The organism is Streptococcus sp. Marseille-Q5619 (assembly GCF_946901205.1).
GTDB lineage: Bacteria > Bacillota > Bacilli > Lactobacillales > Streptococcaceae > Streptococcus.
The window spans coordinates 122,246-148,558 of record NZ_CAMPPO010000001.1; the positions used below are offsets into that span (position 1 = coordinate 122,246).

General features: G+C 40.3%; 15 protein-coding genes and 1 pseudogene. 2 read left to right on the forward strand and 14 right to left on the reverse strand.

Annotated features, from left to right (window positions below):
- Positions 1-15: 15 nt before the first annotated feature.
- The 4 genes from addA to OC530_RS00570 all read right to left on the reverse strand — a co-directional run bounded on the left by addA (position 16) and on the right by OC530_RS00570 (position 10,093).
- Positions 16-3,666, reverse strand: a complete 3,651-nt coding sequence (gene addA / locus OC530_RS00555) for a helicase-exonuclease AddAB subunit AddA (RefSeq protein WP_262078597.1) — start codon at positions 3,664-3,666, stop codon at positions 16-18.
- Positions 3,663-6,938, reverse strand: coding sequence for an ATP-dependent nuclease subunit B (rexB, locus tag OC530_RS00560; protein ID WP_262078599.1), 3,276 nt, complete (start codon positions 6,936-6,938; stop codon positions 3,663-3,665). The genes addA and rexB overlap by 4 nt, the downstream gene beginning before the upstream one ends.
- A 197-nt stretch (positions 6,939-7,135) precedes the next feature.
- On the reverse strand, positions 7,136-8,023 hold the full coding sequence (locus tag OC530_RS00565) for a diacylglycerol kinase family protein (RefSeq protein ID WP_262078601.1): 888 nt from the start codon (positions 8,021-8,023) through the stop codon (positions 7,136-7,138).
- Positions 8,024-8,827: 804 nt separating this feature from the next.
- Positions 8,828-10,093 carry a hypothetical protein gene (locus OC530_RS00570; RefSeq protein WP_262078603.1) on the reverse strand — a complete coding sequence of 422 codons (1,266 nt, stop codon included), beginning with the start codon at positions 10,091-10,093 and terminating at the stop codon, positions 8,828-8,830.
- A gap of 357 nt (positions 10,094-10,450) precedes the next feature.
- Between OC530_RS00570 and OC530_RS00575 the strand changes: the two are divergent.
- Positions 10,451-10,792, forward strand: a pseudogene (locus OC530_RS00575) (tyrosine-type recombinase/integrase); the annotation flags it as partial.
- Positions 10,793-10,882: 90 nt separating this feature from the next.
- On the opposite strand, the gene eno reads toward OC530_RS00575, so the two are convergent.
- Complete coding sequence (gene eno / locus OC530_RS00580) at positions 10,883-12,187, reverse strand: surface-displayed alpha-enolase (RefSeq protein WP_050200935.1); 1,305 nt, start codon at positions 12,185-12,187, stop codon at positions 10,883-10,885.
- A 163-nt stretch (positions 12,188-12,350) separates the two neighbouring features.
- On the opposite strand from eno, the gene OC530_RS00585 reads away from it, so the two are divergent.
- Positions 12,351-12,797 carry a DUF1694 domain-containing protein gene (locus OC530_RS00585; RefSeq protein WP_173278689.1) on the forward strand — a complete coding sequence of 149 codons (447 nt, stop codon included), beginning with the start codon at positions 12,351-12,353 and terminating at the stop codon, positions 12,795-12,797.
- Here the strand turns inward: OC530_RS00585 and OC530_RS00590 are convergent.
- The 9 genes from OC530_RS00590 to OC530_RS00630 all read right to left on the reverse strand — a co-directional run bounded on the left by OC530_RS00590 (position 12,794) and on the right by OC530_RS00630 (position 26,247).
- The gene (locus OC530_RS00590) at positions 12,794-13,909 is read right to left on the reverse strand and encodes a glycerate kinase (RefSeq protein ID WP_173278690.1); all 1,116 of its coding nucleotides are present in this window, start codon (positions 13,907-13,909) and stop codon (positions 12,794-12,796) included. The genes OC530_RS00585 and OC530_RS00590 overlap by 4 nt on opposite strands.
- An 8-nt stretch (positions 13,910-13,917) precedes the next feature.
- On the reverse strand, positions 13,918-14,562 hold the full coding sequence (gene serB, locus OC530_RS00595; RefSeq protein WP_023936809.1) for a phosphoserine phosphatase SerB: 645 nt from the start codon (positions 14,560-14,562) through the stop codon (positions 13,918-13,920).
- 58 nt (positions 14,563-14,620) lie between these two features.
- A complete protein-coding gene (gene glgA, locus OC530_RS00600) occupies positions 14,621-16,054 on the reverse strand; it encodes a glycogen synthase GlgA (RefSeq protein WP_262078608.1) in 1,434 nt (477 codons plus the stop codon).
- The gene (gene glgD, locus OC530_RS00605; protein WP_261085783.1) at positions 16,051-17,190 is read right to left on the reverse strand and encodes a glucose-1-phosphate adenylyltransferase subunit GlgD; all 1,140 of its coding nucleotides are present in this window, start codon (positions 17,188-17,190) and stop codon (positions 16,051-16,053) included. Before glgD ends, glgA begins: the two co-directional genes overlap by 4 nt.
- On the reverse strand, positions 17,180-18,322 hold the full coding sequence (locus OC530_RS00610; RefSeq protein WP_023936814.1) for a glucose-1-phosphate adenylyltransferase: 1,143 nt from the start codon (positions 18,320-18,322) through the stop codon (positions 17,180-17,182). Before OC530_RS00610 ends, glgD begins: the two co-directional genes overlap by 11 nt.
- Positions 18,312-20,240: a 1,4-alpha-glucan branching protein GlgB gene (gene glgB, locus OC530_RS00615; protein WP_262078611.1), complete on the reverse strand. Its 1,929-nt coding sequence runs from the start codon at positions 20,238-20,240 to the stop codon at positions 18,312-18,314. Before glgB ends, OC530_RS00610 begins: the two co-directional genes overlap by 11 nt.
- Positions 20,241-20,622: 382 nt before the next feature.
- Entirely contained in the window at positions 20,623-22,902 is a 2,280-nt protein-coding gene (pulA, locus tag OC530_RS00620; RefSeq protein ID WP_050971579.1) for a type I pullulanase, read from the reverse strand.
- Positions 22,903-23,017: 115 nt separating this feature from the next.
- On the reverse strand, positions 23,018-24,976 hold the full coding sequence (ligA, locus tag OC530_RS00625) for an NAD-dependent DNA ligase LigA (protein ID WP_262078614.1): 1,959 nt from the start codon (positions 24,974-24,976) through the stop codon (positions 23,018-23,020).
- 92 nt (positions 24,977-25,068) lie between these two features.
- Complete coding sequence (locus OC530_RS00630; RefSeq protein ID WP_262078616.1) at positions 25,069-26,247, reverse strand: MFS transporter; 1,179 nt, start codon at positions 26,245-26,247, stop codon at positions 25,069-25,071.
- Positions 26,248-26,313 lie beyond the last annotated feature (66 nt).

The following is a 26,313-nucleotide window of genomic DNA, read 5'->3' on the forward strand; positions in this document are numbered from 1 at the left end:
GGTCTCCTTTCTATATTATACTTTTACAACTTGAACATCGTCTTTACCTAGTAAAATCAAGTATTTTTCAATATTTTCAATCGAATAGGCTCGAGATAAAGCCTCTCCGTATAGGGCTAGCTGACCACGATAGCGGTCTATGAGTTGACTTGGTTCATCATAGCGGTCTGTCTTGTAGTCGAACAGAACGATTCTATCCTCATAAAGCAGATAGCCATCAAGGATACCACGGACAACGAAATCTTCCTGACTCTTTTGGTCTCGTTTGAGCATGGAGAAGGGTTGCTCGCGGTATAGATGGTTGGTATGAGCGAGAATTTCCTGACCGAGTGCTGTGTCAAAGAATGCAAGAATTTTAGCAAGATTGATCTTGTCCCTAACAGCTGGGCTGGTTTGAACTTGTTTGAGAGTTTCTGTCAGGCTAGCAAGTGTTGGTCGCTGACTGAGGTCCATTCTCTGCATCAGTTCGTGGGTGGCACTACCAATCTCAGCTCCTGTTACCTTTTCTTTGGTTGAAAAATCTGGCAAATCAAAGCTAATTTTCTTGTCTACTGATTGGCCTTGACCAGCAATCTCGACACCTTCCATATCCATAACTGGTTCGTAGAATTTCTTGATTTGACTTGGGGTTTGAACACTAGGAAGTTCAATGGCTACGCGGTGAAGAGTATTATAAACTTCCACCTCTTTCAGCATTTCAAGGGCTTCTTTGATGGTTTCTGACTGACGGTTATCTGCTTGAGAGCTATCTTGGAGAGGGCTTTTGTTTTCCAACTCTCCGATAGCTTCTCTAGTCAACTGATCTTCACCAACAAAACGATAGCTAAAGTTGAGATGATCCTTGGCAAAAACTTTGCTGATAGCCCAAAGCCAATCTTGGAAATTCCGTGCTTGCAGTCTAGTGTTGCTATTTAGTTTCCCATTTTTAGTTGCTGGGTATTCCTTGGCTTCCAGCTTTTCACGCGAACCCTTGCCGACAAGATAAAGCTTTTTCTCAGCCCGTGTCATGGCAACATACAGCAGACGCATCTGCTCTGAATAGCTTGCCAGCTGCAATTCTTCTTCATTCTGCCTATAGGTCAGGCTAGGAATGGAGAGTTTGATGGTTTTAGGATAGTGATCTTCCACTGCTCCTGTCTCCATTTTGGCAATATATTTGACACCAAGTCCATTTTTACGGCTGAGAATGACCTCTGACATAGAGTCTTGCTTGTTGAAATCTTGATCCATATTGAGGATAAAGACGTAAGGAAACTCCAGTCCTTTACTCTTGTGGATGGTCATGAGTTCTACAGCATCCTTGGGCGGTGCGACTGCCACACTTGCAAGATCGTGCTGGGCTTCTAGGACCTTGTCAATCATGCTAATAAAACGTGACAAGCCCTTGAAATTGCTCTTTTCAAACTGGTCAGCTCGCAGTGCTAGGGCATAGAGATTAGCTTGTCTAGCAGGCCCATTTGGCAAAGCCCCAACGTAATCATAATAAAAACGGTCGTTATAAATTTTCCAAATCAAGTCATAGAGAGAGTGCGTTTTGGCATACAGGCGCCAAGAAGCCAAGATTTCCATGAATTGGTTTAGTTTCTCAGCTAGAGCTGTGTGGATCAATTTTTTCTGGCTTGTTACCATTTTTTGAGCATTGACCAGTTTCTCATAGAGATTTTCTTGGATTTTATCCTCTGCTTTCTGAAGGGACAAACGTGCTAACTCATCCTCATCAAAACCAAACATTGGAGACTTCATAAGGGCAACCAAAGCGTAGTCTTGCAGGGGATTGTGAATGACACGAAGGGTGTCTAGCATGACTTGTACTTCTAGGGATTGGAGATAATTGTTTTGCTCTCCGTCAGTTTTAACAGGAATCCCGTACTCAGACAGGGCGAGAAGAATCTGGTCATTACGACTGCGGCTGGAGGTCAAAAGGGCAATTTCTTTAAAGGAAACACCTTTCTCCTGATGAAGTTTCAGAATCTCCTTGATAACTAAGCGCATTTCACCTGTTAGTTTCGTTCCTGCCGGGCTTTCTTCTTCCTCATTTGTGTCGTCCTTGTCGTAGAGGAGAAATTCTGCCTTGTTCTCAGGGTTAGGAGTTAGTTTGGTATTGGCAAAAACAAGCTGGTGCATGTTATCATAGTTGATTTCACCGACCTCTTGATCCATAAGGCATTCAAAAACATCATTGGTTGCTGATAGCACTTCGGAACTACTACGGAAATTTTCCTTGAGGAGAATGAGCTTGCCCTCTTTTGGATTTTGCGCATAGCGTTGGAACTTTTCATTGAAAATCTGCGGGTCTGCCTGACGGAAACGATAGATAGATTGCTTGATATCTCCCACCATAAAGCGGTTGTGGCCATTAGAAAGTAATTCCAGCATCCGTTCTTGAATATGGTTGGTATCTTGATACTCGTCTACCATGACTTCATGGAAGCGCTCCTGATAAGCCTCACGGACTTGCGGAAAATTCTCCAAAATCTCAATGGTATAATGGCTAATATCAGCGAATTCAAAGGCGTTTTCCTGGCGCTTACGCTGACGATAAGCTTCCACAAAATCACTCATGAAAGTTTGGAAAGTCTTAGCTAGTTCCCAGGTCTCTCCATGATAACGTTCTTGATAGTCGAGAATGGTTATCTGGTCTGACAGTTGTCCTAGTTTAGCAAACTGGGTCTTTCTCTCTTCGTTGTAGGCATCGGCCAGTGGCTTCAGATCAGTCTTACGACTCGCATTGGTCAGAGCTCGGCCGTTTTTCTCTTTCGAAATTGCGACAACACGCGAAAGCACCGCTTGATAATCCTGACTATCGGACTCCTGATTCAAGGAACCAATTTCATCCAGAATAAACTGGACATTTTCTAAATAGGCAGCCTTTGCAAATTCCTTGGCATCATTATCCAGATGATAACGGAAAAAGCTTTCCAAATCCCAAAGGGCTTGCTGGATTTGTGTGGTCAGTTTTTCTTTTTCACTGCTAAAATCAGCTTTTTCAAAGCCTTTTAAGAAAGATTCACTCAGCCACCTTTGAGGATTACTGGTGGATTGGAGGAAGTCATAAATTTTATAGACTTGCTGGCGCAGTCCCCGTTCATCTTTTCCACGTCCAGCAAAGTTTTTCAGCAAATGACTAAAGGTCTCTTTCTGTTTACCTTGGTAATGGGCTTCAAAGACCTCATGAAAGACTTCGTTTTTTAGAAGGAGTTGCTCGCTTTGGTTTTGTAAAATACGGAAATTAGGCGCAATATCAAGTAGATAACCGTGTTTGCCAAGGAACTTTTGTGTGAAAGAGTCCATGGTTCCGATGGCAGCGTTGGGTAGGTCTGCCAACTGGCGGCCCAAGTGTTGTTTGAGGTTAACATCACTACTTTTTTGAATTTGTTGGCTGATTTTTTTCTCCAAACGTTCCTTAAGCTCTGTAGCAGCCTTGACGGTAAAGGTTGAGATAAAGAGTTGAGAAATTTCCACACCACGCGCTAATTGATCCAGAATACGCTCGGCCATGACAAAGGTCTTCCCAGAACCAGCCGATGCTGAGACTAGAATATTCTGGCCAGAAGTGTAGATGGCTTCAATTTGCTCGGCAGTTTTCTTCTGTTCCTTGCTCGAATGCGCTTCTGCTTCTTGCAATTTTTGAATTTCTTTCTCAGTTAAAAAGGGAATGGGCTTCATCGATTCAACTCCTCTCTAATTTTTTCAAACCAAGGTTGCTTGAGCTTTTCTCCGACCAGACGCTTACCGTCAGCCAAGTCCAACTTCTCTAGGAAACGGGCTTGACCTAAGTGGTAATTGGCTTCAAATCCTGTGATGGCTTGATGTTGCTGAACGTATGGGGCAATGCTTCTGCCATTTTCAGTATAAGGATTGATGGCGAATTGGCCTTCTAAAATCTTCTCAGCTGCTTTCTTGTAAAGATGGGCATTGTAGTCCAGTAGGAGCTGGAATTCCTCATCTGTCAGTTGATTGGCCTTGTTTTTGTTATAAAATTCGCCCAAATGACTGCTTTCTTTTTCCAAAAAGAGGCCTTGGTATTTCATAGATTTGCTGGCTTCTACCACTGCTCCTGCTAGACTTTTAACGGCCACCAGAGATTGGACTGGTTCAGCCATTTCCAAGTACATGGCACCGAAAAAGTTCTGCTCCCCTTCTCTTTTTAGGGAAGCTAAGTAGGTTGGCAGTTGGGAATTGAGGCCATTAAAGAAATGAGGAAACTGGAACTGAGTTAGACTCGACTTGTAGTCTACTACTCCTATCGCTCCATCAGCTTTCAATCGGTCAATGCGGTCAACCTTGCCTCGCACAAAGAGACTGCGACCATTATCCAATTGAATAAAGGCCTGCTCTTTCCCACCAAAATTTGCCTCTTCTTTAATAGTCTCGATGGCTGGATTGTGACGAAGAATGTGGCCAGTCGTCCGTGCAACATCAAGCAGAACTTCCTTGGTGAACTGGGCTTCCAAACTTTCTTGATAAATTGCTTCAAATTCCCGTTCCTGACTGGTTTCTTGAATAGCTTGTTCCAAACGTTGGTCAAAGGAATCTTCGTCAGGCAACTGCAAGGCACGTTCAAAGATACGGTGCAAGAAATTTCCGTGACTGCGGGCATCAGGACGCAGACGTAATTCTTCTTGCAAGCCTAGAACATAACGGAGGAAATAACTGTATTGGTTACGGTAAAATTCCGTCAAACCAGAGGTAGACAGGAAAAACTCCTGATCAGCAGGATAGAGCGCTTGTAAGGTGTCCTTAGCCAACTGCTTACTGCTTGGACTGGTTGGGAGGGCTGGATTTTCCAGACCTTGCTGGTCTAGTTTTTTACCTATCACACGCGCCAATACCTTGACAAAGGTCAAATCTTGCTCCCTATCACTCGTCTCGCCCTGCTGGTGATAGGCAACCAGACTGGACAAAAGACTGTGATATGACCCCATATCCTCCTTAGACAGCACTTTGTGATTCATCCTCTTCTCTCTCCGACTAAATCCAAAATGGACCAGCTCTTGAAGATAGGTAGATTCCTTACTTTCACTTTCGTTAAAAAGACTTGGAGCCGACAAGACCAACTGCTTACGGGCAGAATTGACCAAGGAAAGCATAGTGTAGCGATTTTTCTTGAGGTTCTCACTGCTGGCAATCAGTAATTGCGCTCCCTCTTCAGTCGATTGGTTTAAGTTTTGTCTTTCTTCGTCTGTCAATAGACTAGTGTTTTGCGCAATTTTTGGTAAATTGTCTTGAGTTAGCCCAATAGCATAGACAAAGTCAGCTGTAAGTGGCGCAATCAAATCATAGCTTTGCACCAGAACGGTATCTACGGTTGCTGGAATAGTACGGTACTGAGATAGGCTCATCCCAGAATGGAGCAAGGCTAGGAAATCCTCCAGACTAACCTGTGAACCAGCAAAAACAGTCGCAAATTGTTCTAAAATATGGCAGAAGGCTTTCCAAACTTCGGCTTGCCTTTCCTGTTCAAAAGCTTCCATAGTGGCTGTCAAATCTTGCAACTGCTTGGTCACCGCTCCTTCTTTTAGAAAGCTATTCCACTTTTGCAAGAGATTTTCAGCCTTCTGTTTTCGACTGGCAAACAAGGCCTCAAGAGGTCCTAAAATACGTAGACGAAGAGCATTTAATCGCTCTAAATCAAATTTTCCATGGTGGGATTTGGTGAAGGTTTGCTGAAAGGCTGGCAAGCCATTGATACCAAGATAGCGGATATATTGCTCAAATGCGTCAATATCAGCCTGACTAAGGTTGGTATACAGACCAGTTCTGAGGATATTAATTAAATCCTCCTGACGGAAACGATAGCGTTTTAAAGCTAAAATAGACTCGACAAACTGTGTCAAGGGATGATGTGCCATAGCTTCGCTTCTACCAAGATAAAAAGGAATCTGGTACTGGTCAAAAATGGTTTTTAGAGATAACTGGTAAGAAGCCACATCACCTAAGAGAATACGAAAATGCTTGTAGCTCAGGTCTGAGTTCTCATGTAATTTCTGACGAATGCTACGGGCTACTAGCTCCAACTCCTCCTTTTGCGTCAAGCAAGACCAGATTTGTAAGTTTTCACGGTCTTTCTCATCGACATCCAAAGCGAGTTCTGAAAAGTCATAAGAAGACTCCAGTAAACGAGAGGCCTTGTCAAAACTATCCATCTGCTCATGAGTTTGAGAACAATCCAGAGCAGGAGTTTGGTATTTAGAGGCTAGATGATGGAGAAACTCCACACTAGCTTGATAAAGATTACCTTCGCTAAAAGGGCTGGTATAGGCTTTTTTACTAGCATAAGCCCCAATAACAATATCAACACCATTGCCGTGAAGTAAGTCCACAATTCGTTCTTCCTCAGCAGAAAAACGAGTAAATCCATCAATGACCAAGGCGATTTGAGTAAAATCACTACTTACCTTATTATTCTCAATAGCTTCAATCAAATGGGACAACTGACTTCCCTGAGCTAACTGGCCTTGATTGAGATAGGCCGTTACTTTCTCAAAAATCAAGAGTAAATCGGCTCTCTTGTCCTCATCCGTCAAACTTTCCAAGTCCAAAAAACTCATCTGAGCAGTCGTCATCTCGTGATAAAGCTCAATCAACTGCTGTATAAAGTGAGGATCCTGCTTAATCGCACCATAAACACGTAAGTCCTTAGGATCGAGTTCTGCAAGGCACTTATAAAAGGCCATCCCAAGACCGATGTCATCAAGACTGGTTTTAGCAGGCAAATCGTTCAAAACCAGATAACGAGCCATCTGAGCAAAGCGCGTGACGGTAATCGCAAAAGAAGCCTGCTGGGACAAGCATTCCAGCACGGCGCGTTCTTTTTCAAAAGAAAGAGAGTTAGGAGCGATATAGAAGACTCGCTTGCCAGCAGCAACTAACTCCTCCGCCTCTCTGGTTAGAATTTCTGTCAAAGAAGTCCGAATATCAGTATAAAGTAATTTCATCTCAGCCTCGTTGGAATTTTTCATTACCTTTTATTATACCATTATTAGCCTCGTAAATCTGTTAAAATATTTAGGCCATCCTTTCTTTTCTTCATCATCTGCTAAATATTAAATACTTAGCTTTACTTGTATATAGAATAAATCTGGCTACTGAAAATCACATAATAAAAAAAGCCTCGGTAACAAGGCTTTGAGTTTTATGATTGTTTCTTAGGTCCAGAGTAGACTTCAATGTGTTGTCCTAGTACCTTGATGTCGACTGGTAGATTATCTGATTTATCACCATCGACATCGGACTCTAATTCGATATCAGAAGAAATTTTAATAGTACGCGCTTTTATATATTCAATATTTTCATTCTCTACAAGATCTCCTTTTAACAAATCCGGAATCAGAGATAATTTAGAGAATATAGAAGCATCTTTCAAAATTAGAATATTTGCATACCCATCCTTGTTTTCTTCAAAGATTTTTTTATCGGCAAAATAATTTGTTAGAAGTACTAAAACATGACTTGCTTCCCCAAGGTAATTTCCATTTTCGGTTTCGACTTTAATGTCAAAGACTTGATCTGTCATGACAGACTTCATGGTATTAACTGCATAAGCCAAGATACCAAATTTTGTTTTATCTTCAATTTCAACATTATGAATGGCTTCAGGGAGAGACCCGATACTAAAAATATATCCAAAATAGTGACCATTTGCTTTTCCGATATCAATCTTATCAGTTAAATTGAAATCTAGCTCTTCAATAGCTCCGTCAATATCTTGATTGATTTCTAAAAGTTTTGTAATAAGGTTACCAGTACCACCTGGTATAATTCCCAGTTTAGGAATATAGTCCCTTTCAGCAATCCCTGAAATAACTTCATTGACTGTACCATCTCCACCAAAAACTAGAATTGATTCATATCTTTCTCTAGCAGCTTCTTCTGCGAAATTTGTCGCATCTTTGGCTTTTTGAGTAATTTTAGTTTCCACATCATCAAAATACTCTCTTGCTTTATTCTCCAGCTTCTCTTTGTAATCTAAAGCTTTTTCTCCTCCAGAAGTTGGATTGATAATTAGCATTATTTTTTTCACTCTGTATTTTCTCCTTAAAATTGAAATATAAAGGTTATTCTCGATGAAAATCAAAGCGTAAACTAGGGAACTAGCCGTAGGCTACTCACGACACTGTTTTGAGTCTGTATATTAGCCTGACGTGATTTAAAAAGATTTTCTAAGAGTATTAACCTGATGACACATGATATTTGCGTATATTGCTATTATACAATGAAATGTTAAAAAATAGAAATAAATTGCTTTTAATATCGGTTTTTATCTCATATTAAAAAATGATCTATTTTTTACTAGTAGGTTGTTCTTAATCATCCAAATTAGTCTCTCTCCTCCACACGATGGAATATAGTTCGTAGATATAATTGCTATTTTCTAGTTCCGGATAAAGATAAAACTCACTTGAAAGAGGATTTCCCTCATATATAAGTCTATAAGTCAGTCTTTGTCTGACTAGCTACTAGCAAATAGATGAGTTAATGTTTATTGTCTATTTATGAAGATGAAAATACTTCAGAGGCAGGCACAGCTAAGGATGGAAAAAACTCAATTTTTAAGAGAATATGAAATAATACTCAATCAAAATCAAATAGCAAACTAAAAAGCTAGCCACAGCTTGCTTAAAGCAGGACTTTGAGGTTACAGATCAAACTAACGCGGTCAGCTCAAGACACTGTTTTGAATTTGTAGATTAGACTGACATGGTTTGAAGAAATTTTTGAAGAAGATGAATATCTCTATAATAAAAGGCATCTTATCAAGTGTTTGGAGTACTTGATAAGATGCGCTTTCCTCTTTGTTAAGATTTTTCTCCAACTTTATTATCATTTAAGATAAGACGCTTCCATCATGTTTTGTATCATCATCAACAAACTGTTCTTTTACCAAATCCTTGATATCACTTTTGATACTTTTAGTATCTATAATAGAATCTTCACCGAGTTGGTGAAATGTCGCTTTATCTCTAATAGTATATTCTTGGTCATCGTCATATTTTTTGGTTATCAATCGAATCATCTTTCGTCGTAAAGATTTTTCCCCTTTGATGTTTCCTCTTTCTTTTATCCATGCCACTGCTAAAATGACCAGCATTAGACAACCGACATAACCTAAAAGAGGATACATAATAGATACCAATTCTTTAAACCCCATAAAAGATAAACCATATCCTATAGCGACCGTAGCGATTAGAATAGGGTAAAATCGCTTAGGTTTGTTTGAAGAGAAACGTTTTGCCAAGGCATAAAATAAACTGAAAGCTGTATTAAAAATAAGTCCAAAAATAATTAGAGCATACAGCAAAGAAAATAGAGGATGAATCTGCTCCGCAATTGTTAACATAGGAATATCAACAGTTGAAACAAGTTTTATATTGGCGTATAAAATACCAGTTGCTACGGTAATAATCAAACTAACTACAAGTCCACCTAAGAGACCACTTTTTTCCGCAACACCAATTCTCATGACAGAACCTCCTAGGACAAATGCCATGGATACACCAGTCATAACAGTTAGTGCGAAATAATTTAGTAAAGAAACCCATACATTGGGCATTGGAGAAGAAAGTGTAGCTGTGATTGCTTCTAACTCTTCAAAATCAAAACTTTTCCCTACGAACGTATGGACTGCCATAATGATAATCATGACAAAGACCAAAGGAGTAAATATCCCAAGAACGCTGGTAATCTTTTCAAAATTAAGAAAACTGACAATAATGACCAAGATAGCACAAATCAATCCTCCCAACCAAAATGGCAAACCAAATTGTTGGTTAAGATTTGAACCAGCCCCAGCAATCATAACAAAACCAATTACAAAGCAGGAAACAATTAAAGCAAAATCAAGAATCTTATTAGTAATAGGCCCGGCAATTTGGGAAAGAACTTCAAAATGATCATTTGAACGGAAATAACTTCCTAAAGTAATGATAATTTTACCAAAAATAATACTTATGATTCCAAGAACAATCGTTCCAATGATACCCCATTTACCAAAACTAACAAAGTATTGCATTAAATCTTGGCCTGAAGATAGTCCAGCACCAATAACAACACCGACATAAGCTAATGCTATATTTAAAATACGTTTTAACACTATTTTCTCCTAACCGTTATCACTACAATAAATGACTGTCTATTTAGTATACTATTTTCTTATATTATTGTCAAAAATATAGGTATTAGAACCCTGTACATAGAAATATTTCTGCACGATATAGCAAGATAACACAAGGACTAGTCAGCTACTAATTAAAATTCTATCCTCCTCAATTGTTTGGAGATATTGGCTAGTCTTATGTTAGATAAATATCACAAAGATAGGCAGACATTGGATATCCATACTACATTCAATCGATACATTCCAGATGATGACGGTACTAAGACTTTTGCAAGCTTTCGAACTACCCACTTAACTAAAAGAGAAATTGAGATACTAGACAAAATGATTGAACTGAACCAGCTCAGTGAAAATACTGACCCAAATTGGTACAAGAGCACTCGTATATTCGTCACAAACATTGGTAGGCCAATCCATAGTTCTATTCTAAGTAAATCTCTCCATCAAACAAACGAACGCCTTAAAAAACCAATCCCCAAACATCTGTCCCCTCACATCTTCAGACATACAACTATTAGCATTTTAGCTGAAAATAAAATTCCGCTAAAAACAATCATGGACAGGGTTGGTCATTCCGACTCTGAAGTCACTACTTCCATCTACACCCACGTCACAAAGAACATGAAAGATGAAGCAATCAATGTACTACTGGATAAAGTTATGAAAAAGATTTTTTCAAAAGTTTTGCCCCTTTTTTGCCCCCTAAATACAAAAATAGCCCTTCGGATAAATTCCGAGGGGCTAGAAACGTTGTTAAATCAACGATTATTTCTTAAGATTGTAGAATGATTTCAATCCACGGTATTCAGCTACTTCACCAAGTTGGTCTTCGATGCGAAGCAATTGGTTGTATTTAGCGATACGGTCTGTACGTGAAAGTGAACCAGTTTTGATTTGTCCTGCGTTAGTTGCAACTGCGATGTCAGCGATTGTTGAATCTTCAGTTTCACCTGAACGGTGTGATACAACGGCAGTGTAACCAGCTTCTTTAGCCATTTCGATAGCTTCAAAAGTTTCAGTAAGAGTACCGATTTGGTTAACTTTGATAAGGATTGAGTTAGCAGCACCTTCTTGGATACCACGTGCAAGGTAGTCAGTGTTTGTTACGAAGAAGTCGTCACCAACAAGTTGTACTTTCTTACCAAGACGTTCAGTAAGAGCTTTCCAACCATCCCAGTCATTTTCATCCATACCATCTTCGATAGTGATGATTGGGTATTTGTTTACCAATTCTTCAAGGTAGTCGATTTGTTCTGCAGCAGTACGTACAGCTGCTCCTTCACCTTCGAATTTAGTGTAGTCGTAAACTTTACGTTCTTTATCGTAGAATTCTGATGAAGCACAGTCAAATCCGATAAATACGTCTTTACCAGGAACATATCCAGCAGCTTCGATAGCAGCAAGGATAGTTTCAACTCCGTCTTCAGTTCCTTCGAAACGAGGAGCGAATCCACCTTCGTCACCTACGGCTGTTTCCAAACCACGAGATTTAAGGATTTTCTTAAGAGCATGGAAGATTTCAGCACCCCAACGAAGAGCTTCTTTGAATGATGGCGCACCAGCAGGTACAATCATGAATTCTTGGAAAGCGATTGGAGCGTCAGAGTGAGAACCACCGTTGATGATGTTCATCATTGGAGTTGGAAGAACTTTAGTGTTGAATCCACCAAGGTAGCTGTAAAGTGGGATTTCAAGGTAGTCAGCGGCAGCACGAGCTACAGCGATAGACACACCAAGGATTGCATTCGCACCCAATTTACCTTTGTTAGGAGTACCGTCAAGAGCGATCATAGCACGGTCGATAGCTTGTTGATCACGTACATCGTAGCCAATAATAGCTTCAGCAATGATGTTGTTTACGTTGTCAACAGCTTTTTGTGTACCAAGACCACCGTAACGAGATTTGTCACCGTCGCGAAGTTCAACTGCTTCGTGTTCACCAGTAGAAGCTCCTGATGGAACCATACCACGTCCGAAAGCACCTGATTCAGTGTAAACTTCTACTTCAAGTGTTGGGTTACCGCGTGAGTCTAGGACTTCGCGAGCGTAAACATCAGTAATAATTGACATTTTTTACTCTCCTTATGAGTTAAATTTTTTACACCTCTATAATACCTTAAAAGCCCTCCTTTTTCAAGAAAAAACGTTATCTTTGTGCAAATTTTCCTTAACTTTATAAAGTAATCGCTTTCTTTTGTCTGTTTTATTCTAACTTTTATGATATACTGTTTTCATGACAGATTTATCAAAACAATTACTTGAAAAAGCTCATGGTGGGCCAAAACTAAATCCTGATGAGCAAAGACGCTATCTTGGTACCTTTGAGGAAAGAGTTCTTGGATATGCAGATATTGACACAGCAAATAGCCCTCAGTTAGAAAAAGGTTTTTTATCTATTTTAGAAAATCTTCAGGAAAAAGCAGAGCCACTATTTATAAAGATTTCACCAACTATCGAATTTGACAAACAAGTTTTCTACTTGAAAGAAGCAAAAGAAACTGATAGTCAAGCCACCATAGTATCTGAGGAACATACTTCTTCTCCTTTCGGTCTGATTATCCATAGCAATGCACCAGTACAAGTAGAAGAAAAGAACCTTCGACTTGCTTTTCCAAAGCTTTGGGAAGTTAAAAAGGAAGAACCAACCAAAACATCCTTCTGGAAGAAATGGTTTGGCTAAATCTTGTGCATATTTAATAAGTACCCGATATTGGCTGCCGTGCGCTCCAGATAGAGGCGGGCATTTTTCAAACTATCTTCTAAAGGTTCACTTTTCTCCAAAATAGAAAAGGCAGCTTGGATATTTTCAAATGGTAAGGGAGGTAAATCTTCAGCAAGACTACCACAAATAGCAATGACAGGAACTCCGACAGGGGTTCTTTTTGCTACGCCTATCGGCGCTTTCCCAGCAAAGCTTTGACTGTCCAGTCTACCTTCGCCGACGATAACCAAGTCAGCATATGCAACTTTCTTATCAAAATCAATCAAATCTAAACAGGTATCAATTCCAGACACGATATTTGCCTGAGCAAAGGCACACAAACCAGCAGCAAGGCCTCCACCAGCTCCTGCTCCTTTAATTTCTAATGTTGCAGGTGAGACTTTTTCATAAAAATCTTGGATCGCTTGATCTACGACTGCAAACATAGCAGGATCTAGGCCTTTTTGTTTGCCAAAAATGTAGGTCGCACCTTGATGACCACATAAGGGACTCACAACATCTGCTAAAATATGAATTTGCACATCTTCAGGAAGTTCATAGCGATTTTCTGTTGAAACAGAAGCTAATTTTAGTAAGGATTGACCGCATGCAGGCAAGACATTTCCATCCTTATCATAAAATCGATAACCTAAACCAGCAGCGATCCCAATTCCTCCGTCATTACTGGCCGTGCCACCAACGCCGATATAGATTTCTTTAATCCCTTGAGCAATGAGATGGCGAATCAACTCTCCGATACCACGAGTTTGGATTTGAAGTGGATTTCGTTTCTCTATCGGAATTTTTCCAAGGCCAACCAAATCAGCAACTTCAAATAGTGCCAGTTTCCCTTTTTGAAAATAGCGCATGGCTTCTTTTTGGCCAAAAGGGCCTGTCACTTGGATCCATTTTTCTTCTAGGTCAAGAGAATGTCGGATAGCATCTACAGTACCTTCTCCCCCATCACCAACAGGGCAGAGGAGATATTCTACATCTGCTATCGATTGTTGGAAACCTCTTTTAATAGCTTCAGCCACCTGTTGAGCAGACAAGCTTTCCTTAAACGAATCTGGTGCAATTACAATCTTCATATTTTCCCTCATTCTAAACAGTCAATCAAAGGTAGAACTTCTAAAAAATCCCTCTTGTCAACATGATTTGGTATTTCTTTTTTGAGTACTTCTTTTGCACAAAAGGCGATTCCTAGTCCCGCTGACTTCAACATCAATAAATCATTGGCCCCATCACCGATTGCAATCGTTCTTTCTTTAGAAAGTTTTAGTTCCTCTCTCCATTGTTCCATAGTCTCTTTTTTAACCTCGGGACTAATAATTTGTCCAACTAATTTCCCTGTTAGAAAGCCACCTTTGACTTCAAGTTGGTTGGCAGAGAAATAGGCAATTCCAAGAGATTTTGCCAATCTTTCAACTATTGGTGTAAAGCCACCGGACACCAGACCAACTAGGATACCATTCTTTTGGAGAATGGAGATGAATTCTTGGGCATTTGGCGATAGATGAATAGTGTTGAAGACTTTATCAAAAACCGAAACAGGAAGACCTTCCAAGAAGGACACTCTGTCTCGTAAACTGCTTTCAAAGTCCAACTCTCCTCGCATTGCCTGACTTGTAAGCTGCGCAATTTCCTCCTCACAAGCTGCCTCTCTTCCCAATAAATCAATCACTTCTTCTAGGATTAAGGTTCCATCCACATCCATAACACACAAGCCTTTTACTTGAGACATCAGTTCTCCTCTCTAAACAGCCTAAAAATCGTATGAAGTCATCATACGATTTTATCTATTAATTAACTAAACTATGGTACAAGTCAAGGTATGACCTGCAGGCTGTATCCCATGAGAAATCACACGCCATAGCTTGTTTTTGTAGGTTTCTCCAAACATCAGGATGGTTTCTATACAAGTCCAATGCTGTTTGGAAAGTCCAATTTAACCAGTAAGGAGATAGATTGTCGAAGCTAAAGCCAGTACCGCTTCCTTCGATTGGATTGAAAGCACGAACGGTATCTCGCAAGCCACCAACTTCATGAACCAATGGCAAGGTTCCGTAACGCATCGCCATCATTTGAGACAAGCCACACGGTTCAAAACGACTTGGCATGAGGAAGAGATCACAAGCGGCGTAGATTTCTTGAGCTAGTTTGACATCAAAAGTGATATTTGCTGATAGCTTGTCTGGGTAGATTTGAGCAAACCATGAGAAAGCTCCTTCAAAGGCTGGATCTCCAGTTCCCAAAAGAACAATCTGGACATCATTTTGCAAGATATGGTGAAGACTTTCGACCACCACATCAAAACCTTTTTGACGTGTCAAACGAGAAACAATTCCCACCAGCGGAACGTCAGCTCTAACTGGCAAGCCAACTCTTTCTTGCAATTTTACCTTGTTTTGGGCTTTCCCAGACAAATCTTCCTGATTAAAATGATAGTCTAAAAGGGCATCCGTCTGAGGATTATAAAGATCAGCATCAATCCCGTTCACGATACCAGACACCTTGCCAGACTCCATTCGAAGAATTTGATCCAAGTTACATCCGAACTGACTGGTCATAATTTCATGAGCATAACTAGGTGAAACGGTTGAAACACGATCCGCATAGAGAATACCTGCCTTCATCCAGTTCAGACAGTTGTTCCAGCGAAGGGTACCATCAGCATAACGTTCAAAACCAACTCCAAACAAATCCCATAACATTCCTTCTGAAAATTGTCCTTGGAATTCCAAATTATGAATGGTTAAAACAGTTTTAATACCTTGATAGGCTTGAATCCAACGGTATTTTTCCTTTAACAAGAAAGGTATCATGGCTGTATGGTAGTCATGAACATGGAGAAGGTCAGGAATAAAGTCAATCCTTTCCATAGCCTCAATGGCAGCCAGTTGGAAAAAGGCAAAGCGCTCTCCGTCATCAAAATCACCGTAAACATGACCACGGAAGAAATAATATTGGCTGTCAATAAAGTAGAAGGTTACACCGTTTAAGACGGTTTTCTTAATCCCACAGTACTGTCTGCGCCAACCAACACTCACCTCAAAATGAAGCACATCTTCAATCTGATTTCCAAATTTAGCCTCTACCATGTCATAGTAGGGTAAAATCACTGCAACTTCGTGCCCAGCTTTTACCAGTGATTTAGGAAGAGCGCCAATGACGTCTCCCAGACCACCTGTTTTTGAAAAGGGTGCACCCTCTGCTGCTACAAATAAAATTTTCATGAATGAATATCCTCTGTTACTTTGCTACCTTTCTTAACGACAACTGGATGTTCTGCAGTTCCTCGAATCACAATACCAGGCTCAACTTCAACACCCTTGTCCAAGATAGCATATTCAACCTGAGCTCCTTCTCCAATAACAACACGAGGGAAGAGCAGGCTATCTTTAACCAAGCTATCCTTATGGACATGAATATTACGTGATAGAACAGAATTAGTCACTTGACCTTCAATGATACTACCAGACGCAAACTGAGAAGTGCTTACCTTAGATGTATTAGCATAATAAGTTGGCTCTTCGTTTTTGACCTTTGTATAAATCTTTTGGTTTGGTGAGAAAAGAGAATAGAATTTTTGCGATTCAAGCATATCTTTATTAGCTTGGTAATAAGACTCTACAGAGTGAATATTTGCAAGGTAGCCTGTATACTCGTAGGCGAAAGCTCCCTCTTTTGCAGCCAAATCCCGTAAAACATAACGCAACTTCTCTGGATGTTCTTTTTTAGCTTCTTCTTCCAAGCGTTCAATCAACCACGGTGTATCAACGACAAAGATATCTGTAGACATATTGAACGTTTCAGCTGTTGACTTGCTATCAAAGAGTTTATGAGAAAGAACATGGTCTGTTTCATCCACTTCTAAGATTGCATTTACTTCTGAAATATCTTTCTTAGCTAGTTTTTTATAAACTACAGTGATAGGCCCTTTTGTTGTACTATGTAGGTGGAAAACTTGGTTCAAATCAATGTTAATCAAAACATCACAGTTGAGGGCAACTGTTTGGTTTGACCCAGAACGTTTCAAATAAGTAAGAAGCTGCTGGTAGTATTCTTTTCCAACTGTGCTACTTTCTACACGGGTATTGTAAATTCCTAGATAGTAATGGCTAAGAAGGGTTGATAAGCCCCACTCGCGTCCTGAACGAATATGATCAAAGACTGAGCTGATATTATCCTGCTGGAAAATACCAAAGACACTACGAACACCTGCATTAGCAAGGCTTGAAAGTGGGAAGTCAATCAAACGATATTTCCCACCAAATGGCAAACTTGCTACTGGACGATGGTCCGTCAATGTCGACATATCATGAAAACCAACTGTATTTCCTAAAATGGCAGAATATTTATCAATCTTCATCTGTTGCTACCCCCACTACTTCATCATATCCTACAACTTGTACTTCTTCTGTTCCATCAATTTCGACACCGTCAGAAATAATCGCACCTTCACCAATAATGGCACGTTTAATCTTAGCTCCTTGACCAATGATAGCTCCACTCATGATAACTGAATCAACAACTTCTGCCCCTTCGCGAACTTGCGCGCCTGTTGAAAGGATAGAATGTTTAACAGTTCCATCAACGAAACATCCGTCTACAACTAATGAGTCTTCCACATCAGCATTTGCCCCAAGGAAGTTTGGTGGTGAAATTAAGTTTCTTGAGTAAATCTTCCATTGACGGTTACGGCTATCCAAGGCATTTTCTGGAGAAATGTACTCCATGTTCGCTTCCCAAAGTGACTCAATCGTACCGACGTCTTTCCAATAACCACTAAATTCGTAAGCATAAACACTTTCACCTGACTCAAGGTAATTTGGAATGACATTTTTACCAAAGTCTGACATATCTACATTGCTCTTTTCAGCAGCGACTAACATATTACGAAGGCGTTGCCAATCAAAAATGTAGATTCCCATAGAAGCTTTTGTAGATTTAGGTTGAGCTGGTTTTTCTTCAAATTCAACAATACGATTGTTGGCATCAGTATTCATGATACCAAAACGGCTTGCTTCTTTAAGAGGGACGTCTAAAACTGCTACTGTCAAGCTGGCATTATTATCCTTATGAGACTGGAGCATATCATCATAGTCCATTTTGTAGATGTGATCCCCAGACAAAATCAAGACATACTCAGGATTGACACTGTCGATATAGTCGATATTTTGGTAAATAGCGTGACTAGTCCCCTCAAACCAACGATTTCCTTCACTGGCAGAATAAGGTTGGAGAATAGAAACACCAGAATTAATACCATCTAGTCCCCAGCTTGAACCATTCCCAATATGATTGTTGAGAGCAAGTGGCTGGTACTGTGTAATGACTCCAACATTGTGAATCCCTGAGTTGGCACAGTTTGAAAGGGCAAAGTCAATGATACGGTAGCGCCCACCAAATTGCACAGCTGGTTTTGCGATGCTTTGAGTGAGTTTACCGAGACGAGTTCCTTGCCCACCAGCAAGAATCAAAGCTAACATTTCATTCTTCATTTTCTACTCCTTTTTGGTTTTTACTTGTGACGGTTTTTGCAGATTTCAAGCGACGTTTGATTTTCCAGACACTAGCCCCCATAGCCGGTAGGGTAAAGGTTAAGGTCTGCTCATAATCTTTCCATAGTCCTTCTTGCGTTTGAACAGTTTGATTATGTTCTTTCCAAACGCCTCCCCACTCTTCTAACTCAGTATTCCAGACTTCTTCATAAATCCCTGCAACAGGCAGACCGATTGTAAAATCTTTTCGTTCAACAGGTGCCATATTAAAGACGCAGACTAGCATGTCGCCCTTCTTACCCTTACGGATGAAGGAAAGAACACTCTGGTCTCGATTATCCGCATCAATGATTTCAATACCATCATAGCTGGTATCAATTTCCCACAAACAGCGGTTGTCTTTGTAAAACTGGTTTAGCTGAGAAGTGAAATACTTCATCTTAGCATTCATTGGGTCTTCTAGGTTAGACCATTCCAACTGTTCTTCAGATTTCCATTCTAGGAATTGACCATATTCGCTACCCATGAAGAGCAATTTCTTACCAGGGTGACAAATTTGGTAAGTGTAGAGATTGCGCAAACCTGCAAATTGATTGTAACGATCTCCCCACATCTTATGCATCATACTCTTCTTGCCATGAACCACTTCATCGTGCGAGAATGGTAAGAGATAGTTTTCATTGAAAACATACATAAAGCTGAAAGTCACCAAATTAAAGTCATACTTACGGTAAATTGGGTCTTCTTCGTAGAAACGGAGGATATCATTCATCCAGCCCATATTCCATTTGTAGTCAAATCCTAGACCACCAAGCTCTTTCATTCCCGTAATCTTGGTTGCAGACGAACTTTCTTCTGCAATCATCATCACATCTGGATATTCTAACTTAATAATGTCATTCAAGCGTTGAAGGAAATAATAACCTTCATAGTTGAGATTTCCCCCATCTTTGTTAGGTGTCCATGGAGCATCATCATAGTCCAAATAGAGCATGTTGCTAACAGCATCCACACGAATACCATCCAAATGATAGACATCGATCCAATGCTTAATACAAGAAATCAAGAAGGACTGGACTTCATTTTTTCCAAGGTCAAAATTGAGAGCGCCCCAACCATAGTTATGAGCCTTATTATGGTCTTGGTACTCAAAAGTCGGTGTCCCATCATAATAGGCTAAGGCATCATCATTGATGGTAAAGTGACCTGGTACCCAGTCTACGATAACCCCAATATTATGGATATGACACTCCTCGACAAAATCTTGAAACTCCTCTGGTCTACCATAAGCATGCTCTAAAGCGAAGTAACCCATAAGCTGATAACCCCAACTCAACCCCAAAGGGTGGGACATCAAGGGCATAAACTCAATATGAGTATAGTTCATTTCAACGAGATAAGGAATGAGTTCATCCTTGAGCTGGGCAAAACTATAAGGACTACCATCAGGATTTCTTTTCCATGAGCCAGCGTGAACTTCATAGATATTGACAGGACGTTCAGCAAAGCCCCAACGTTTTCTTCGTGCCAGCCAAAGTCCATCCCTCCATTTCTTCTCAGGAAGCTCTGTTACGATTGCCCCTGTTCCTGGACGCGCCTCATATCTGACAGCAAAAGGGTCAATCTTCATCAGTTGATGACCATTTTGACGTGTGACATGATATTTGTAAATATGCCCTTCTTGAGCCATATTGGTAAAGACTTCCCAGACCCCAAAGTCATTTCTTACCATTGGAATCTGACCCTCAATCCAGTTGGTAAAATCCCCCACCAAGTGGACAGCCTGAGCATTAGGTGCCCAAACACGGAAAGTATAACCATACTCTCCATTTAGCTCTTCCTTATGTGCTCCTAGATAATGCTGAAGGTGAAAATTCTCTCCTGTCATAAAGGTGCGCAAAGCTTCTCTTTTATCCATAATACCCCCTCTTTTCTGTAAGCGTTTTCTATGTTTTTATTATACTACCTTTTTAGAGAAGATTCAAGTAAATTACTATACTTCTTTAAAATTATTTTGAAAATCTTCAACAAATTCACTGATGTGTCCACTTGTAAAGCAATATTTTTTCAAAAAAATGTGAAAACGCCTTTCTTTTCTCTACTATAATACCAAAAAGTTCGGATTTTTTCTATGATTATTATTGTTTTATAGCAAAAAAATAAAACCAGGAAAACAATTTCCTGATTTTACACATTTGATGAAAATATTTATCAACTTTTCTATACAAGTGAGTTGTTAGCTAAGCTCTTTCTATTCGTTCACTTCCAATAATGTGTTAGAATAGCGAGATAGATGGTCTTTATAAAACACTCAAGACGGCTAGACTAATATCATCTAAAACATTATCTTCTTTTGAACGACTATTGGTTACCAACATGGCTAAATTTCCTGCATTCTCAAACTGATAGGGTTCGGATTTAGCATTCACAACAACCAAGAGGTGTTCTTTCCCATGAACTTCATAGATAAGGCAGCCGCTATGTTCAATCGCAGAATGCACAAAGACATGATGGTAAATTTCATCATAGCTAGAGTAAGAAAAGGCACCAGTTTTTGTCTTCAATCGGATGACTTGACGGATAAACTCAATACTATCTTGACGCTCATTGATCAAATCCCAGTTGACTTGGTTCACACTGTCAGGAGCATTATAGCTATTCATCGCACGCTCTCTATCATCATGGGTCAACTCACCATTCTCACCAGTCGCAACCAGTTTGGTACGACCAAATTCTTGACCGATTTCCATAAAGGCCATTCCTTGCATGAGCAGATTCATGGCTGTGGCTGTCTCAACCTTGCGCATGATTTGTTCTGAACTTTGGTCTGGATGAAGAGTTGCCAATAAATCGTGAAGATTGTAATTGTCATGGGCTTCTACATAGTTAAGCACCTGATTTGGATGTGTATAGGTTCCTAATTCACGACTTCCTAGGATTGCTTTAGCTAGAATTGGCTCTGTCGCAGCACCACTGACAAAACCTGATTTAATTGCACCGTAAACTTCTCCACCTTTGACAGCATCACGCTGATTGTCATTAAAGAAACCAATGTTTGGCATTTCGTAGGCGTTGTCTTTCTTAGCCTTATCATAAGGGGCAAGACCTGTTCCCATATCCCAACCTTCTCCATAGAGGATAATGTTAGGGTCAATTTCATCCAAACTCTGACGAATCATCTGCATGGTCTTGACATCATGAATCCCCATCAAGTCAAAACGGAATCCGTCAATATTGTATTCCTGCACCCAGTATAGAAGAGAATCAATCATATACTTGCGAAACATTTCGTGTTCACTGGCTGTTTCATTTCCAACACCCGTTCCATTCTGGAAGGTACCGTCTGGATTCATACGATAATAGTAATCAGGGACAGTTGTTTGGAAAGGTGCATCAACAACTGAAAAGGTATGGTTATAGACCACATCCATAATGACACCAATACCCGCATCGTGGTAAGCTTGAACCATGGTCTTCAAATCACGAATGACCTGAGCTGGATCATCTGGATTAGTTGAAAAACTAGTTTCTGGTGCGTTATAGTTTTGTGGATCATAACCCCAGTTGTAGGTTACATTCCCGTCCTCATCGTATTCTTTGTGACGGTCTGCAATTGGTTGCAACTGAACATAATTGTAGCCCAACTTCTTGATATGATCAAAAGCAGTTGACTGACCGTACTGGTTAACCGTTCCAGTCTGAGCAGCACCCAAGAACGTTCCTCGAAGATGTTCATCCACACCTGAGGTCGGTGATTGGGTCAAATCACGAATATGCATTTCACAAATAACTGCCTTACATGGATTTTCCAAACGCCAAGCAGCATCAGAACCATGCTTGACCTCGAAATTTTCGACTTGTTTTTCTGCATGGCTCAGAATAGCAGAACGTTTGCCATCAGGGCTGGTCGCTATTGTATAAGGATCACGTGTCAGTGTTTCGTGATGAGGGAATTGGACTTGATACTGATAAGCCTTACCAGTCAAATCTTCCTCAACATCCAAACTCCAGACACCAATAGTATTGTCCTTATGGTTATAAGAGTAGCGATTGCCTCTCTCCATATCAAAAGTCTTCCAAACAGGTGCATCATTAGTAGCTGATTCATAAACCACAACCTGTACTGCTGTCGCTGTTGGTGACCAGAGGGAAAAATGAGCCTGATTGTCCTCTACATGGCAACCCAATTCCCCTTGGTAACCCCAATGATGGTCAAAACTAGCGCTGTTAATGGCCTTATCAAAGGCAAAAGGATTTTGATTTTTATAGAAAGGACTGGCAATAGCAGGATTTTCAGAGTAATAAATCCGATCATCGCCTTCCAAAATCCAGACCTCTGTTAAGAGGGGATAGTGATTAAAACGGATAGCATATTCTTTACTGATTTGGCCGGTATGAACCACAAAATTCAAGCTTTCTAAGGGATGAACACTTGGGTGTTCAAAGCTAAATAAGGCACCAAAATAATCTTCTTGGTAAGTTAGTAAATCAATTCGTTGATCCTGGCTTTTTACAAAAGAGCAAGTGTCATATTCACCATTCTTGCGATGGTAATGAATGCGCATAGGGTAGGTATACATTTTTATTTTTCCTTTTTATTTTATTTTATTTCTGTTTCACTAATAAATTCTTGACCGATTTTGTCCCGATTAACAAATATTGTCATTCTATCTAAACTCTATTTTTAAAAGATCATTACAAACTTTCTAGCCATGCCTCGTCTCTAACCTCAATACCAAGTTCTTGTGCCTTTTGAAGTTTACTTCCAGCATCTGCTCCTGCCACGACGAGGTCGGTCTTTTTAGACACACTGCCTGTTACCTTGGCACCCAGACTTTCGAGTTTACTTTTGGCTTCTGAGCGCTTGAGACGTTCCAATTTTCCAGTCAATACCACGGTCAAACCTGACAAGGCTGCATCCGCTACTACTGTCTGACCTTTATAGTCCAGATTGACCCCAGCTTCTTTTAATTCTCTGAGAAGAATTTCAGAGCCTTCTGTAGCAAAGTAAGTCTGAAGACTCTTGGCAATCACACCACCCAGGCTTTCAATACTAGCCACTTCCTCTGGATCTGCCTGAGCCAGATTTTCGATTGAGAGAAAATGTTGAAGTAAAAGCTGACTGGCCTTACTGCCGACATGACGAATTCCCAAACCAAACAAGAGTTTCTCGGCTGAATTTTCCTTAGATGCTTGGATAGCCTGATATAGTTTAGAAGCGGACTTTTCCTTGACCCCCTCTAAAAGGAGAAAATCTTCTTCTTTCAAACGGTAAATATCTGCCACATCCTTGACTAGATCTGCAGCAAATAATTTCTCAACTACTGATGGTCCAAGGCCTGTAATATTCATGGCATCTCGAGAGGCAAAGTGGATCAAACCTTCCATGATTTGAGCAGGGCAACGCGGATTGATACAACGGAGAGCCACTTCATCTTCAAAGTGCAACAAGTCAGAGTTACAACTTGGACAGTTTGTAGGAATATCTAGTTTCTCTTCAGAAACCCGTTTGGACTCTACCACACGTAAAACGGCAGGGATGATGTCCCCGGCCTTATAGACGATGACCGTGTCGTCTTTGCGAATATCTTTTTCAGCAATATAATCCACATTGTGCAGGGTCGCACGGCTAACAGTTGTACCAGCAAGCTGAACAGGTGTCAGATTTGCAGTTGGGGTTACAACACCGGTACGACCAACTGTCCAATCAACTGATAAGAGTTGAGCTTCTTTTTCTTCAGCAGGAAACTTGTAGGCTACTGCCCACTTTGGAGCCTTGACGGTAAAACCGAGTTCTTCTTGGCTTGCTAGGTCATTGACCTTGATTACAACTCCATCAATATCATAAGGCAGATTTTCCCGTTCCTCTCCTACTTCTTGGATAAAATTCCAAATCTCATCCATGCTTTCAGCCAGAATTCGTTTAGAATTGACTACAAAACCAAGTTGTTCTAGGTGCTTCAAAACCTTTTCTTGGCTGTCACGAGTTGACGGGCTGGCTTCTTGATAGAGAAACGTTGCAAGATTGCGCTTGGCAACTACTGCTGTATCCAGCTGACGTAGTGTGCCTGCCGCCGCATTACGGGGATTGGCAAATTCAGGCTCTCCATTTTCTTGGCGAGCTTGATTAACCTGGTCAAAAGAAGCGCGTGGCATATAACATTCCCCACGAACTGTGATATCTAGTTCTTCTGGCAAAGTTAAAGGAATGTCTTTAACACGCTTAAGATTTTCTGTGATATTTTCCCCAATAGAACCATCACCACGTGTTGCCCCAGCAACTAAAGTCCCCTTTTCATAAGTCAGCGAGATAGATAAGCCATCGATTTTCAGCTCACAAATATAGGTTGGATGAGCCACTTCCTTACGAACACGCGCGTCAAAAGCTTCAAGCTCCTCACGTGAAAAAGCATCCTGCAAACTATAAAGAGGATACTGATGACTGTATTTTTCAAAACCATCTAAAACCTTGCCACCAACACGATGGGTCGGACTGTCTGCTAATACTTGATCTGGATAGGCAGACTCCAACTCGACCAACTCACGGTAAAGGCGGTCATACTCACTGTCTGAAACCGACGGATTATCGCTGGTATAGTACTCAGTCGCATAGCGATTGAGTAAGGTGACTAACTCATTCATTCTTTTATTCATAAGACCATTTTACCATAAAACAAGCCCTCCTCACAAACGAGAAGGGCGGAAAAAACACTTAGTTTGAAATTATTTTTGAAACTCAAGCAGCCTTATATCAATTTTTCAAAATGAGTTCGAACATAAATAAACGATATACAAGACAAGATGATAACACCACTTCCAATTATCAGGAAAGAAGAGAGATGTACACTTGGCAAGACTGTCATAAATCCTTTTGCAATAGGCATAAATAGAATAGCTAAGGTAAAAATTGTACTCAGTACTCTCCCAAGAAATTCGCTCTCAACCTTGGTTTGTACTTGAGTAAAAAAGTGAATATTAAAAATCGTCATAAACAATTCACAAACTAAATTTCCAGAAAAGGAAAGAAAAGTTGGAAGTGGTAATCCCATCATAAAAACTCCGACACCTGTCAAAGCCAGTAAAATCAAAAGATTATAAACATTAGCTTTAATTTTACTAGCTAGAAGAGCCCCAATGATGGAACCAATAGCCCCCATAGTTAAAATACTTGCATAGGCTCCTTCTGACCCGTAAAGCTGATTCGAAAAGGGAAGTAGAAATTCAAAAGCTGCAAAAAAGAAATTAACGCTGGAAGCTACCAGCAAAAGGAAGAAAATTTCTTGCTGATGCCAGATATAGTGTAACCCATCCTTGATATCTACAAAAATATCTCTCCCAGTAAAAGCCTTTTTCTCTTGAACTTTTGCTTCCTCTTTTGGAAGGAAAGCCACTAGAACAAAAGCAATGAAAAAAGTCAGCGAGTCTAGCAGTAGCGTCATATGGAGACTTGCAAACTGTAAAACAAGGAAGGAAAGAACAGGAGAGCTAACACCTACAACCTGCAAAACCAGCTCTAAGCGAGAGTTATAGATCACAATCTCATCTTTCTCCACCACTTCAGTTATAATAGCTTTATTGGCTGTACGAGAAAAGGCAAAAGCAATAGCCTGAACAATGTTGGCAAAAATCAAAGCTCCAATCATCCAGCTGTCATTCCTTATGAAAGAAATAGCCAGACAAAGAATCCCACAAACAAGGTCTGTCGTCATCAAAATCTTACGACGAGAAAAACGGTCTGAAATGACTCCGCCAAAGGGATTTACGAGAATAGATGTGACGAGTTCAGAAATCTGATACATTCCTAAAACTGTCTGTCCGATAGTTCCCATGGAAGCCAACCAGACACTATTTCCATAATCATAGAGCATATTCCCTATCTTGTTAACAGCTCCGCGACTAATCAACTGTACTGCATAGCGATTCATATAAAAACTCCTCTCAAATTTTGAAACTATTTTATCAAAACTGAAAGGAGCTTTTTATTTTTTCCC

What these genes read in the sequence shown, in the direction of transcription:
- addA (WP_262078597.1), bottom strand. Translation starts at nt 3,666, where the DNA reads ATGAAGCCCATTCCCTTTTTAACTGAGAAAGAAATTCAAAAATTGCAA.
- rexB (WP_262078599.1), bottom strand. Translation starts at nt 6,938, where the DNA reads ATGAAATTACTTTATACTGATATTCGGACTTCTTTGACAGAAATTCTA.
- eno (WP_050200935.1), bottom strand. Translation starts at nt 12,187, where the DNA reads ATGTCAATTATTACTGATGTTTACGCTCGCGAAGTCCTAGACTCACGC.
- OC530_RS00585 (WP_173278689.1), top strand. Translation starts at nt 12,351, where the DNA reads ATGACAGATTTATCAAAACAATTACTTGAAAAAGCTCATGGTGGGCCA.
- OC530_RS00590 (WP_173278690.1), bottom strand. Translation starts at nt 13,909, where the DNA reads ATGAAGATTGTAATTGCACCAGATTCGTTTAAGGAAAGCTTGTCTGCT.
- serB (WP_023936809.1), bottom strand. Translation starts at nt 14,562, where the DNA reads ATGTCTCAAGTAAAAGGCTTGTGTGTTATGGATGTGGATGGAACCTTA.
- glgA (WP_262078608.1), bottom strand. Translation starts at nt 16,054, where the DNA reads ATGAAAATTTTATTTGTAGCAGCAGAGGGTGCACCCTTTTCAAAAACA.
- glgD (WP_261085783.1), bottom strand. Translation starts at nt 17,190, where the DNA reads ATGAAGATTGATAAATATTCTGCCATTTTAGGAAATACAGTTGGTTTT.
- OC530_RS00610 (WP_023936814.1), bottom strand. Translation starts at nt 18,322, where the DNA reads ATGAAGAATGAAATGTTAGCTTTGATTCTTGCTGGTGGGCAAGGAACT.
- glgB (WP_262078611.1), bottom strand. Translation starts at nt 20,240, where the DNA reads ATGGATAAAAGAGAAGCTTTGCGCACCTTTATGACAGGAGAGAATTTT.
- pulA (WP_050971579.1), bottom strand. Translation starts at nt 22,902, where the DNA reads ATGTATACCTACCCTATGCGCATTCATTACCATCGCAAGAATGGTGAA.
- ligA (WP_262078614.1), bottom strand. Translation starts at nt 24,976, where the DNA reads ATGAATAAAAGAATGAATGAGTTAGTCACCTTACTCAATCGCTATGCG.
- OC530_RS00630 (WP_262078616.1), bottom strand. Translation starts at nt 26,247, where the DNA reads ATGAATCGCTATGCAGTACAGTTGATTAGTCGCGGAGCTGTTAACAAG.